Origin of the sequence: Streptomyces sp. V2I9, assembly GCF_030817475.1 — a bacterium.
In the GTDB taxonomy this organism is placed as follows: Bacteria; Actinomycetota; Actinomycetes; order Streptomycetales; family Streptomycetaceae; genus Streptomyces.
The window spans coordinates 6,194,477-6,206,533 of record NZ_JAUSZJ010000002.1 but is presented as its reverse complement, the minus strand read 5'-3'; the positions used below and the strand labels follow the sequence as shown (position 1 = coordinate 6,206,533).

The 12,057-nt window shown below is 74.1% G+C and carries 10 protein-coding genes and 1 tRNA gene; 2 read left to right on the top strand and 9 right to left on the bottom strand.

The window, feature by feature from the left end:
• Positions 1 to 19: 19 nt before the first annotated feature.
• On the top strand, positions 20 to 808 hold the full coding sequence (locus tag QFZ71_RS27035; RefSeq protein ID WP_307670754.1) for an arylamine N-acetyltransferase: 789 nt from the start codon (positions 20 to 22) through the stop codon (positions 806 to 808).
• Positions 809 to 822: 14 nt separating this feature from the next.
• Positions 823 to 2,418, top strand: a complete 1,596-nt coding sequence (locus QFZ71_RS27030) for a bifunctional 3-(3-hydroxy-phenyl)propionate/3-hydroxycinnamic acid hydroxylase (RefSeq protein WP_307670753.1) — start codon at positions 823 to 825, stop codon at positions 2,416 to 2,418.
• Between the two features lie 165 nt (positions 2,419 to 2,583).
• Here QFZ71_RS27030 and QFZ71_RS27025 read toward each other — a convergent pair.
• From QFZ71_RS27025 to QFZ71_RS26985, 9 genes are all read right to left on the bottom strand, one after another.
• Positions 2,584 to 2,671: transfer RNA gene (locus QFZ71_RS27025), tRNA-Leu, on the bottom strand.
• 250 nt (positions 2,672 to 2,921) lie between these two features.
• On the bottom strand, positions 2,922 to 3,992 hold the full coding sequence (locus tag QFZ71_RS27020; RefSeq protein ID WP_307670752.1) for a sugar phosphate isomerase/epimerase: 1,071 nt from the start codon (positions 3,990 to 3,992) through the stop codon (positions 2,922 to 2,924).
• A 71-nt stretch (positions 3,993 to 4,063) separates the two neighbouring features.
• Complete coding sequence (locus QFZ71_RS27015) at positions 4,064 to 5,482, bottom strand: nucleotide pyrophosphatase/phosphodiesterase family protein (RefSeq protein WP_307670751.1); 1,419 nt, start codon at positions 5,480 to 5,482, stop codon at positions 4,064 to 4,066.
• Positions 5,479 to 6,654, bottom strand: coding sequence for a metabolite traffic protein EboE (gene eboE / locus QFZ71_RS27010; RefSeq protein ID WP_307670750.1), 1,176 nt, complete (start codon positions 6,652 to 6,654; stop codon positions 5,479 to 5,481). The genes QFZ71_RS27015 and eboE overlap by 4 nt, the downstream gene beginning before the upstream one ends.
• Positions 6,655 to 6,658: 4 nt before the next feature.
• Positions 6,659 to 7,507: a TatD family hydrolase gene (locus tag QFZ71_RS27005; RefSeq protein ID WP_307670749.1), complete on the bottom strand. Its 849-nt coding sequence runs from the start codon at positions 7,505 to 7,507 to the stop codon at positions 6,659 to 6,661.
• Complete coding sequence (locus QFZ71_RS27000) at positions 7,507 to 8,190, bottom strand: EboA domain-containing protein (protein ID WP_307670748.1); 684 nt, start codon at positions 8,188 to 8,190, stop codon at positions 7,507 to 7,509. Before QFZ71_RS27000 ends, QFZ71_RS27005 begins: the two co-directional genes overlap by 1 nt.
• Positions 8,184 to 9,131: a sugar phosphate isomerase/epimerase gene (locus QFZ71_RS26995; protein WP_307670747.1), complete on the bottom strand. Its 948-nt coding sequence runs from the start codon at positions 9,129 to 9,131 to the stop codon at positions 8,184 to 8,186. Before QFZ71_RS26995 ends, QFZ71_RS27000 begins: the two co-directional genes overlap by 7 nt.
• Positions 9,128 to 10,813, bottom strand: a complete 1,686-nt coding sequence (locus QFZ71_RS26990) for an SCO3242 family prenyltransferase (protein ID WP_307670746.1) — start codon at positions 10,811 to 10,813, stop codon at positions 9,128 to 9,130. Before QFZ71_RS26990 ends, QFZ71_RS26995 begins: the two co-directional genes overlap by 4 nt.
• Positions 10,810 to 12,012, bottom strand: coding sequence for an inositol-3-phosphate synthase (locus tag QFZ71_RS26985; protein ID WP_307670745.1), 1,203 nt, complete (start codon positions 12,010 to 12,012; stop codon positions 10,810 to 10,812). Before QFZ71_RS26985 ends, QFZ71_RS26990 begins: the two co-directional genes overlap by 4 nt.
• Positions 12,013 to 12,057 lie beyond the last annotated feature (45 nt).

Below are 12,057 nucleotides of genomic sequence, written 5' to 3'. Positions count from 1 at the left end.
CCCGGAGGCGGAAACAGACATGTTCGTACTCGACACCTACCTGAAGCACCTCGGCTACACCGGCTCGCTGGAGCCGACCGCCCGGACCCTGCGCGAGCTGCACAAGAGGCACATGATGACGGTGCCGTTCGACAACTCCCGCAACGCCCCCAAGGGGCTGGCGATCTGGGACGACGTGGACGCCGGGGCCGACGTGTTCTTCGACGCGCTCATCACGGAGCGCCGCGGCGGGATCTGCCACGAGCACAGCGGTCTCTTCCGAGCGGTGCTCACCGAACTGGGTTACGACGTGACGGTCATCTCCTCGGGCGTGCGTGGTGCCAACGGGGAGTTCGGCCCCGACCTGGAGCACATGCTGAACCTCGTACGCGTCGGCGATGAACTCTGGCTGGCCGACGTCGGCTTCGCCGGCCCGTCGTTCACCGAACCGGTCCGGGTGTCCGAGGAGGTGCAGACCCAGTTCGGCTTCGACTACCGCGTCCTGGAGCACGGCGCCCACCTGGTGCTGGAGCGCCGGACCGCGGGCGGCGAATGGCTGGCCGTGTACCGCTTCACCACGACCGAACGCGAACTGGCCGAGTGGAAGGCCATATCCAGCGGCGAGAACGACGACCCGTTCTGGCACTGGGCGGGAGAGATGATCGCGGCGGGCACCCTGATCTACGGCCGCGCCTACGACACCGGCCAGCTCCTGCTGGTCGGGCGGCGCTACCTCAAGGCGGAGAACGGCCGGGACGAGACCCGGGTGCTGGCGAAGAACGACGAGTACCAGGCCGTCATCCGGCACGTCCTGCTCCAGGACGCTTGAGGGGTGGCCTGACCATGGACGTGGATACGGACGTGCTGATCGTCGGCGACGGCCCCGTGGGGCAGACGCTGGCGATCCTGATGGCCCAGCGGGGCTGGCAGGTCACCGTGGTGGACCGCTGGCCCGAGCCGTACACACTGTCGCGGGCCGTGGCCTTCGACAGCGAGGCGGCCCGCACACTGGCCACGCTGGGCCTCGGCGGGTACATCGCCGAGGAGACCGAGCCGTCGGGCCGGTACGTGTGGCAGAACGCGGACGGACAGGTCCTGCTGGACATCCAGGGGTCGCCCACCGGCTGGTGCCACTGGCCCGACTCCAGTTCGATGTTCCAACCCGCCTTGGAGAGCGCGCTGTCCGCCCGCGGCGCGCAACTGCCGACCCTGCGGGTCCTGCGCGGGCTGGAGGCGGTCGAGGCCGACGACCACGGCAGCCACGTCGAACTGACCTGTGTGGACCGGGCGGGCGAACGGCGGGTGCTGTCGGCCCGCTGGCTCGTCGGCTGCGACGGGGCGAACAGCTTCGTCCGCGAGTGCATCGGCCCTTCCATGCACGACCTGGGCTTCTCGCACGACTGGCTGATCTGCGACGTCGTGCTGCACCAGCCCCGCGCCTTCGATCCCAACAACCTCCAGATCTGTGACCCGGCCCGGCCCCGGACCGCCGCCTCCGCCGGACCGGGCCACCGGCGGTGGGAGTTCATGCGGCTCGCGGACGAGCCGATCGAGGAACTCGACACGGAGGAGAACGCCTGGCGGCTGCTGAAGACCTTCGCTCTCACCCCGGACAACGCCACCCTGCTGCGCCACGCCGTCTACACCTTCCAGGCCCGGTGGGCGGAGCAGTGGAGAGCGGGCCGCATGCTGATCGCGGGGGACGCGGCCCACGTCATGCCACCGTTCGCAGGCCAGGGCATGTGCTCGGGCATCCGGGACGCGGCGAACCTGTCCTGGAAGCTGGACCTGGTGCTGCGCGGCAAGGCGGGCGATCACGTCCTGGACACCTACGTCGCCGAGCGCGCCCAACATGTTCGGCACGGCGTGCGGATGTCGGTGGATCTGGGGAAGGTGATCTGCCAGCTCGACCCGGTCGCGGCCGCCGACCGCGACGTGGCCATGATGGCCGCGCGGGAACGCGGAGTGGGCAAGGGCGCCCCCCAGGCCCCGGTGCACCCGCTGCGGACGGGGCTGCTGCACCACGGCGGGGGTGGCGGCGGGCGGTTGGCCGGGCGGCTCAGCCCTCAGGGCCGAGTGCGGCGGGGTACCGAGACCGGGCTGTTCGACGACGTCGTCGGAACCGGCTTCGTCCTCCTCTGCGCCGAGGACCCCCGCCGCCACCTCGACGCGCGTACCGAGGAGACGCTGAAGGAACTGGACGTACGACTGGTCACGGTCGTCCCCGACGACGCCCCGTCCGGCACCGCGGGCGAGAACGTCGTGGCCGACACCGATCGCCTGTACCTGCCGTATCTCGCCGAGGCGGGGGCCCGCGCGGTGCTGGTCCGGCCCGACCATTACGTGTACGGCCAGGTCGTGGCGGACGAGGACTACGGGGCTCTCTTCGACGATCTGCGGCAGCGGCTGGCGGCCCCGGCCCCCGTGCGGGCGGCCTGAGGGACAGCACGGACCGGCGGCCCGCAGGACCCGGGGCCGCCGGCGACCGCGCCGGAGCGGGCCGACTCGGCCTGTCATCACGGGGGTGAACCGGGGCTTCGTTCCGCTGTGGGTCGCGCCACCGTCCGAGAAACAGAAAAACCCCAGGTGAACTGGGGTTTTTACTGGTGTCCGAGGGGGGACTTGAACCCCCACGCCCGATAAAGGGCACTAGCACCTCAAGCTAGCGCGTCTGCCATTCCGCCACCCGGACCGGGTGTGTCCTTCGCGGTGTGTTTCCCGCGGCGACAGGGAAAACAATACCAGGGGTTCGGGGTGCCCCTCACCCGCATATCCGGTGGTCAGTGCGGTGGGGAGGGCCGGTGGGGGCCGGCTCCCCGGTCAGGGCGGGGTGCCGGGCCGCCTGCGCGTCCGTGAGGGATCGCGGCTGCCGCCGGCCCCCGCCCGCCGGTGAGCCTCACCGGCCCGGCTCCGTGGGCCGGGCCGGTGAGGGGCGCGGCGGGTCAGTCGCCGCAGCGGCCCGAGCGCAGGGAGTGCAGGTGCTCGCCGGACTTGCGGGCGAAGGCGAGCGAGTCGACCGGGTTGTCGTGCTCGGTCTGCCAGTGGTGGTAGCTGCGGCCGCGGTGGGTGCGGCCGGTGACCTCGGACAGGAACGTCCTGTAGTCGATGTCCCCGTCTCCGACGTCCGCCATGCGGTAGCCGTCGCGCGTCGTGTCGTCGCGGACGCCGTCCTTGACGTGGAACAGCGGGTAGCGGTCCGGGTGCTTCAGGACGTATTTCAGCGGGTCGAGCGGGGCCGGGGTGCCATCCACGCGCGTGCTGAAGCGGAACTGGGCGCAGTACGCCCAGTAGATGTCCATCTCCAGGTGCACGAGGTCGGGGTCGGTCTCGGCGAGCAGGACATCGTAGAGGCGCACCTTCGGCTGGTCGGTCGCGAAGGAGAACTCCTCGGCGTGGTTGTGCTGGTAGAACTTCATGCCGCGCTCGCGGGCGGCGGCGCCGTACGTGTTGAAGTCCTCGGCCGCCCGCTTCCAGCCGTCGACCGTCGCGCCGTAGCGGAACGGGCCGGAGGCCGTGCCGATGTGCTTGAGGCCGAGGGCCTGGGCGTCGTCGAGGACCTTCTCCAGGTTCTGGGCGAAGGTGTACGCGCCGGGGTCGCCGTCGTTGTAGTAGCCGACGTGGCTGCCGATCGGGTCGAGGCCGTGGTCCTTGGCCAGCCGCTTGAGCTGGGCCAGGGTGATGGGGCCCGCCGAGCCCTGGGTGTAGCCGGCGAACTCGATCTCGTCGTAGCCGTACTTCTCCAGTTCGGAGAAGACGGGGCCGAAGCCGAGCGTGGAGACCTGGTCGCGGAGGCTGTAGAGCTGGATGCCGAGGCGGCCGGGGGGCAGGACGGGCCGGCCCTTGCCGTGCCCGTGGCCGTGGCCCGTGCCGTGTCCCTGCCCTCGGTCCCCGCTGTCGGCCCGCGCGCTCGCCGTGCCGATGATGGAGGCGGCGGCGGCTCCGGCGGCGACACCGAGGATGTCGCGGCGGCTCAGTCTGCGGGCGAGTCCGGTGTCCTTGGAGGTGCGGCTCATGTTCGCGTGGCTCCCTTGGGTGACATGGATGACGTGGGTGGCATGGGCGAGCGGTGCGGTGCCGGGCGTTGTCAGTGCAGTCCGGCGAGCTGGAGGAGCAGGGACTTCACGCCGGTGGCCCTGACCCGGCCGGTGAACGCGTGGGGGGTGGAGCAGAGGATGAGCGGACCTTCGTCGTCGCTCTCGGGGAGGCGGCCGTGGCTGCCGCGAACGGGCGACGGGTCCAGGGGGACGACCGCCATGCGGTAGCGCAGGCCGAGCTTCTTGCGGGCGACCGCCGAGAGTGCCTTGACCCGGACGTAGGGGTCCCGGGGGTCCATGAAGAGTTCGACGGGGTCGTAGCCGGGCTTGCGGTGGATCTCGACGAGCTGGGCGAAGTCGGGGGCGCGGGCGTCGTCGAGCCAGTAGTAGTACGTGAACCAGGCGTCCTTCTCCGCGACGGCGACCAGTTCGCCGGAGCGGGGGTGGTCCAGGTGGTGGGCCTTCTTGCCCTCGTCGTCGAGGAGCTGGTCGATGCCGGGCAGGTCCGCGAGGGCGGCGCGGGTCGCCGCCAGGTCCTCGGGGCGGCGTACGTAGACGTGGGCGAGCTGGTGGTCGGCGACGGCGAAGGCGCGGGAGGCCATCGGGTCCAGGTACTCCATGCCGTCCTGGGTGTGGACCTCCAGGAGGCCCGCACGGCGCAGGGCGCGGTTGATGTCCACGGGCCGGTCGACGCGGGTGATGCCGTACTCGGAGAGCGCGACGACGGTGCGCCCCTCGGCGCGGGCGTCGGCCAGCAGTGGGGCCATCGCGCGGTCGAGGTCGGCGGCGGCCCGGTGCGAGCGGGGGTCGTCGGGGCCGTAGCGCTGGAGGTCGTAGTCGAGGTGCGGCAGGTAACAGAGGGCGAGGTCGGGGGTGCGGGTGGCGAGGATGTGCCGGGTGGCGTCGATGATCCACCGGGAGGAGACGAGGTCGGCGCCGGGGCCCCAGAAGTGGAAGAGGGGGAAGGTGCCGAGTTCGCCGGTGAGCTCGTCGTGGAGTTCGGGGGGCCGGGTGTAGCAGTCGGGTTCCTTGCGGCCGTCGGCGTAGTAGACGGGACGCGGGGTGACCGTCCAGTCGGTGTCGGCGCCCATCGCGTACCACCAGCAGATGTTGGCGACGGTGTAGCCGGGGTGGGCGCGGCGGGCGGCGTCCCACAGCTTGTCGCCCGCGACGAGCCCGTTGTGCTGGCGCCACAGCAGGACGTCGCCCAGTTCGCGGAAGTACCAACCGTTGGCGACGATGCCGTGTTCTGCGGGCATGGCGCCGGTGAGGAAGGTGGACTGGGCGGCGCAGGTGACGGCGGGCAGCACGGTGGAGAGCGGTGCTTGCGCGCCCTGCTCCCCCAGGGCCCGGAGGTTCGGCATGTGGGTCAGGAGCTGAGGGGTGAGGCCGACGACGTCGAGGACCAGGAGCGGGGTGGGACCGCCGGTCTCCTGTGCGGTTTCCGTGCCGGGGTCGGGCGCGCTCATGGCAGTTCCTTGAGGCCGAGGTCGACCAGGAGGTCGCGGGCGAGGGTGAGTTCGGCGGCGATGCCGTCGGCGAGCTGGGCGCGGGTGCGGGGCCGCAGGACGGCGGGCAGTGCCTGCCAGGTGTACGTCTCCACCTCCAGGTGGCGGGTCAGGGGTACGGGTCCGCCGATGAGCCGGGCGAGCGTGTCCCGGAGCACGGGCAGTGTCGAGGTGAGCGGGGGTGCGGGGGGCGCGTGCAGCGGTACGTGGAAGTGGGCGCGCCAGGGGGTGGAGTCGGGGAGCGCCCGGCCGGTGACGGCTTCGTCCAGGTCGTCGGTGCCGCGCAGTCCGGCGGCGGTGCGGGTGCGGGTCTGGTGCAGGAAGCGGGGTTCGGCGAACGCGGCGAGCGCGGCGCGGACCTCGGGCAGGTGGGGGTGCTCGGCGTGCAGGGCGGCGGAGAGCTGGGACTTGACGACGCGGATGCCGGCGGCGGTCAGGGCGTCGAGCGCGGTGCCGGGGTCCTCGAACGAGGTGGCGAGGTGGCAGGTGTCGACGCAGAGGCCGATGCGGTGGTGGCCGACGTCGGTGAGCGGGGCGATGGCGTCGGCGGTGGTCTCCACCGTGCAGCCGGGTTCCGGTTCGAGGCCGACGCGGACGGACTTGCCGGTCAGTTCGGCGAGCGCGTCGAGGCGCTGGGCGAGCGTGATCAGGGCGGCGCGTGCGGTGCGGGCGGCCCCGGCGTCGCCGTCGTAGGGGGTGCGCCAGGCGAGCGGCAGGGTGGAGACGGTGCCCTCGGTGACGTCGTCGGGGAGCAGGGCGGCCAGGAGGCGGGCGAGGTCGGTGGTGTGGGCGAGGCGGTCGGGTTCGGTCCAGTCGGGGCGGTAGACCCGGTACTTGACCTCGGCGGCGCCGAACCCTTCGTACGGGAAGCCGTTGAGCGTGACCACTTCGAGGCCGCGGCCGTCGAGTTCGGCGCGCAGGGCGCGGAGTTCGGCGGGGTCGTTGATCAGGGTGCGGGCGGCGTCGCGGGCCAGCCAGAGGCCGATGCCGAGCCGGTCCCGGCCGAGTCGGCGGCGGACGGGTTCGCAGTGGTCGCGGAGCTGGGCGCGGACGCCGTCGAGGGTTTCGGCCGGGTGGACGTTGGTGCAGTAGGCGAGGTGGACGGTGGAGCCGTCGGGGTGGCGGAAGCGCATGGCCTCACTCCCCGCCGCGCAGGATGGAGTTGCCCTCGTGGAGGGCGTCGGGGGCGGGGACGTCCAGGTGGAGACGGCCGCTCCGGCCGTAGAAGGCGACCGGGTTGCGCCACAGGACCTGGTCGACGTCGTCCTCGGTGAAACCGGCCTTCAGCATGGTGTCGGCGACCTTGCGGGTCGTGAGGGGGTCGCTCTTCCCCCAGTCGGCGGCCGAGTTGACGAGGATCTTCTCGGTGCCGTGGTTCTTCAGGACGGTGACCATGCGGTCCTCGTCCATCTTGGTGTCGGGGTAGATGGAGAACCCGGCCCAGCAGCCGCTGTCGAGTGCGGCCCGCACGGTGGTCTCGTTGAGGTGGTCGAGCAGCACCGACTCCGGGGCGAGGTCCGATTCGCGGACGACGTCGATGGTGCGGTGCAGGCCGGCGAGCTTGTCGCGGTGCGGGGTGTGCACGAGGGCGGGCAGCGCGTGATCGGCGGCGAGCTGGAGCTGGGCGGCGAGCGCGTGGTCCTCGGCCGGGGTCATGGAGTCGTAGCCGATCTCCCCGACGGCGACGACGGAGTCCTTGACGAGGTAGCGGGGCAGCGCGTCCAGGACGGGGGTGCAGCGGGGGTCGTTCGCCTCCTTCGGGTTGAGGGCGAGCGTGCAGTGGTGGGCGATGCCGTACTGGGAGGCGCGGAAGGGCTCCCAGCCGAGCAGCGCGTCGAAGTAGTCGAAGAAGCTGGCGGGCGAGGTGCGGGGCTGGCCGAGCCAGAAGGAGGGTTCGACGAGCGCGCGGACCCCCGACTCGTACATCGCCCGGTAGTCGTCGGTGGTGCGGGAGGTCATGTGGATGTGGGGGTCGAAGATGCGCATCAGGACTCCTCCGTGGGGGCGGGGGCTGCGGTCGGCGGGGCCTGGCGGTCGCGTGCACCGGGCGGGGCGGTGAGGGCGAGGACCGTCCGCAGGTCTTCGGGCACGGGGCGGCCGGCGGCGGTGCGCTCGGCCGCGAAGTCGTACAGCATGCGGGCGAGTTCGGCGTCGCCCCTGGCCCGCTCGTCGAGCCGGGCGACGGAGGCGACCGGCACCTCGGTGAACAGGCACTTCAGTACGGCGTGGCGCCACGCGTGCGGGTCGAGGTGGTCGGCGGCACAGGGGCCGACGGCAGCGGCGATCAGCCGGGTGTCGTTGGTGCGCAGGGCGTCCTCGATGAGAGGGAGGGCGGTGTCGCCCAGGTCGAGGAGGTGCAGGGTGAGCAGGACGGCGCGCCGTTCGGCGGCGGTGCCCTGGTCGTAGAGGCGGGTGACGGAGGTGAGCGGGGCGCGGGCCTCGGTGAGCAGGAGGGAGCGTACGGAGTCGGCGTGCTCCGGGCCGCAGTGCCGGCCCGCCGCGGCGTAGCGCAGCTCCCACGGCGGGGATGCGTACGGGGAGGTGTACGGGCCGTCGGCGGCGGCACCGGTGCGGGACGCCTCGTGGGCGGCCTCGGCCAGGGCTTCGTCCAGCCAGGCGCGGGCGGCCCCGCCGAGTTCGGCTTCGAGTTCCTTGCGGGACGTCAGCACGGCGCGGCCCCCTTCCTCGTGACGGCGGCGTCCGGGATGTCGTGCGTCGCGGCGTCGCGTGTCAGGGCATCCCGTGTCGGGGCGTCGCGGTTCGCGGCGTCGCGTGTCAGGGCCGCACGGAGGAAGTCGAGGGAGCTGCGGGCCAGTTCGGGTCCGGCGTGCGAGTGGCGGGGCAGTTCGACGACGGTGAGACCCCGGTACTCCGAGGCGGCGAGGGCGGCGAGCACGGGCGGGAAGTCGATCTCCCCCTCGCCGAACGGGAGGTGCTCGTGGACCCCACGCCGCATGTCCTCGATCTGGACGTGCCGGAGCCAGGGGGCGGAGTCGCGGACGCAGTCCGCCGGGGACGCGTCCTCCAGGCACTTGCAGTGGCCGATGTCGAGGGTGAGGCCGAGCGGTCCCGGATCGCCCAGAAGGCCGCGCAGCTGGTGGAAGTCCGCCAGGGTGGCGAGGAGATGGCCGGGTTCGGGTTCGACGGCGAGGGGGACGCCCGTACGGTCGGAGGCTTCGAGGACGGGGGCGATCGCCTCGGTGAGCCGCTTCCACGCGGTGTCCGTCGAGGTGCCGGGCGGGGTGACGCCGCTGAAGCAGTGGACGGCGTGTGCGCCGAGTTCGGCGGCGACGTCGACGGCGCGGACCAGCAGGGCGGTGCGGGCGGCGCGGCCGTCGGGGTCCGGGTCGAGGAGGGAGGGGCCATGTTTGCGGCGCGGGTCGAGGACGTAGCGGCCCCCGGTCTCCACGGTGACCCGGAGGCCGAGGGAGCTGAGCCGTCGGCGGACCTGGCGGGTCCGCTCGGCGAGGTCCGGGGCCAGCGGGTCCAGGTGCATGTGGTCGAGGGTCAGGCCGACGCCCTCGTACCCGAGGTCGGCGAGCAGACCGAGGGCGTCGTCGAGGCGGAGGTCGGTGAGCCCGTTGGTGCCGTATCCGAGGTGGAGGGTCATGTGGGGCTCACCTTCCGGGCGAGGCTGCGGGCGAGGGGGGCGAGCCCCATGACGGCGAGACCGGTGACGGGCGACCCGGCGCGGGCGGCGAGCGCGGCCTGGAGCGGGATCATGGCCCGGATGCCTCCGCCGACCGCCCGCCGGGTCAGCGGTGGGGACGGGTTCAGGGCGGCGTGCAGGAGGGGCGGCCCGGCGGTACGGAGGTAGGCGCCGGCGAGCCCGACGGCCACGAGGCGGCCGGGGTCGGCGGCGAGCCGTCCGAGGGGGTCGCGGAGGTGTGCGGCGCGTGCGGGGGCCGCGCCGAGGAGGCCGAGGAGGCACGCGCCACGGGTGGGAAGCGGGCCGAGGGGGTCGCGGAGACGGGCGGGGGCGGCGGGGCGTCCGAGGAGGCCGTGCAGGCGTGCGGCGCGGGCGGGGGCCGCGCCGGGCGTCTGCCACGCGTCGGCGGGGGTGTCGGCCGTGGCGGGGGCGGTGGGCCGGAGTCCTGCGGGACGCGGGGCGATGGTGCCGGCGGTGTGCCGCATGCCGCCGGGGCCGGGCGTGGCGGTGGCAGGGCCTGCCGTCGCCAGGGGAAGGCTCGTCACGGTGCGCCCGTCCGGGCTCCGCCCCCGCCACTCCCCCGCCACCACGGCCGCCAGCGCCGCCGTCGTGGCGAGCACCGCGAGCGGTGTGCCGGTGGAGCCGCCCTGCGCCTCGTGGCGGGAGACGGCGGTGAGCCCGTACGTGTGCGCCCCGAGCACCAGCGCGGCGGGCAGGGCGGGCAGGACCGCCGCCATCACGCCCGGCGGGGGTGCGGCCCTCGCGGTCGACCGCGCAGGCCCGGCAACGTTGTCGGGCCGAGTGCCCCGGCCCGGTACGCCGACCCGCGCCGCGGCCGGTACCCGTGGCGTGCCGGCCGCCGTGGTACCGGCGGAGACCGTTGCCGTAGCGCCCAGCAGCAGGTCCAGCGAGCGGGCCGCGGCCATCGCCGCAGGGCCCGCCTTCGTGTGCTTCAGGTGGAGGTCGTAGGCCCAGACCGTGGCGGCCAGGCCCGTGGCGACGGTCAGCGCGGGGCGACCTGCGCGCGCCGCCAGGGCGAGGCCCGCGGCCGTCAGCGCCCCGGCCGCCCCCAGGGCCGCCGCCGGGCTGATGCGGCCCGAGGGGATCGGGCGGTGCGGGCGGTCCACGGCGTCCTCGTCGCGGTCGGCCCAGTCGTTGAGGGCCATCCCGGCCTCGTACAGGCAGAGCGACGCGGCGATCGCCGGTGCGGTGGACCGGCCGGGTCGGCGGCCCACCGCCGCCGCGCCTGCCAGGGCGTCCCCCGGTACGGAGAACAGGGCGGAGACGCGCAGCAGTTCGGCCCACGCGCGCAGACGCTCCCGGCCGGCGCCCCGGTCGGCGCCCGGACCAGGGTCGGAGGTGACGCCCCGGCCGGAGCCCGCGCCCGGCCGGGGCGCACCGGAGCCCGAGCCCCGGTCAGGAGCAGCGCCCTGGTTGGGAGCAGCGCCCCGTTCGCCGTTCCGGCCCGTGGGGACCGGTGCGGGCCTGCCCGGTGCGGGCGCAGTCCCACCCGCACCGGACAGGCGGTCTTCGGCCACGGCGGGGGTGCCCGCGCCGTGTGCGCAGCCGTTGCGCCGCCCGGCCGGGACGGCCGACAGGGCCAGGGCCGGCGCGGCGGGCAGGAGCCGCCGTCGCCGCCTCATGCCCGGCCCCGCAGCCGCTCGGCGAAGGCGAGCAATGTGGCGTACTGCTCGGCGAGCGCCGCCGGGGCGCCGCCGTCCGGGTCCTTGAAGTAGAAGCCCAGCTCCGGCAGGGGGCCGCCGATCCCGACCTCGTGGGCGCGGGCGAGCAGCCGGGCCAGGTCCAGGACCAGCGGGGCGGCGAGTGCCGAGTCGCAGCCCTGCCAGATGGTCTGGAGGATCATGCGGGAACCGAGGAAGCCGTCGAAGGCGACGTGGTCCCAGGCGGTCTTCCAGTCCCCCATGGCGGGCACGTCGTCGATGTGCACCTCGCCCTCGGGGGCGGTGCCGAAGGTGTCGGCCAGGACGCGTTCCTTGCCGGCGTTCTTGGCGGCGGCGGCCGCCGGATCGGCCAGCGCCGCCCCGTCCCCGCCGCCCAGCAGGTTCGACCCGGACCACGCCCGTACGGCGAGGGCGCGCTGGAGGAACATGGGGGCGAGTACGGAGCGGAGCAGCGTCTGGCCGGTCTTGCCGTCGCGTCCGGCGTGGGGAAGTCCGCTTGCGGCGACGGCGTCGGTGAGCGCGGGGGTGCGCAGACCGGTGGACGGGGTGAAGTTGGCGTAGGCGCAGCCGGCCCGCAGGGCGGCGGCCGCGTAGAGGGAGCTGGCGGGCAGTCGGGGGTCGCCGGGGCCGGGGGCGGGTTCGGTGGAGGCGACGTTGAGGACGACGGTGCGGGCCAGGTCGTGGCGGTCCGCGAAGTCGGTGAGGTCGGCGGTGAACGCGGCGATGAGTTCCCGGTCGGTGCGGCTGTCGCCGGGGAGCGGTCCGCCCGGCCGGATCTCGGCGTCGGCGGCGTCGAGTTCGGCGCGTACGGCGGAGGGGAGGCCGTGCGGGAGCACGCCGCCGTCGGCGAGGGCCTCGGCGCGCTTGGCCGACGGGCAGTCGAGGGTGTCGTGGCCGCCGAAGACCAGGCTGGTCAGGGCGGGCAGGCCGCTGTCGGCGAAGGGGGGCGTCTCGGTGACCATGCCGGTCGGTGGGTGCAGGCCCGCGGCGATGGCGGCGCAGCCCGCCGTGGCCGTGGTCGCCACGGAGCCGCGTGCTCCGATGAACCAGACGCCGGTGCGTCCCGCGGTCCCCGCGGGACCGGTGCGCTCGGAGGAGGGCGGGGCGTCGGTGCGGCCTGGGGTGTCGGTGCGGCCTTCACGATCGGCGTGAGCGGTCACGGGCTGCCTCCCTGGGGCGGGTGGTCGGGGTGGGGACGGCGGGCG

Coding starts and splice junctions, on each gene's coding strand:
- eboE (WP_307670750.1), bottom strand. CDS start 6,654: ATGCGCTTCCGCCACCCCGACGGCTCCACCGTCCACCTCGCCTACTGC.
- QFZ71_RS27015 (WP_307670751.1), bottom strand. CDS start 5,482: ATGAGCGCGCCCGACCCCGGCACGGAAACCGCACAGGAGACCGGCGGT.
- QFZ71_RS26995 (WP_307670747.1), bottom strand. CDS start 9,131: ATGACCCTCCACCTCGGATACGGCACCAACGGGCTCACCGACCTCCGC.
- QFZ71_RS27020 (WP_307670752.1), bottom strand. CDS start 3,992: ATGAGCCGCACCTCCAAGGACACCGGACTCGCCCGCAGACTGAGCCGC.
- QFZ71_RS27035 (WP_307670754.1), top strand. CDS start 20: ATGTTCGTACTCGACACCTACCTGAAGCACCTCGGCTACACCGGCTCG.
- QFZ71_RS26990 (WP_307670746.1), bottom strand. CDS start 10,813: ATGAGGCGGCGACGGCGGCTCCTGCCCGCCGCGCCGGCCCTGGCCCTG.
- QFZ71_RS27005 (WP_307670749.1), bottom strand. CDS start 7,507: ATGCGCATCTTCGACCCCCACATCCACATGACCTCCCGCACCACCGAC.
- QFZ71_RS27030 (WP_307670753.1), top strand. CDS start 823: ATGGACGTGGATACGGACGTGCTGATCGTCGGCGACGGCCCCGTGGGG.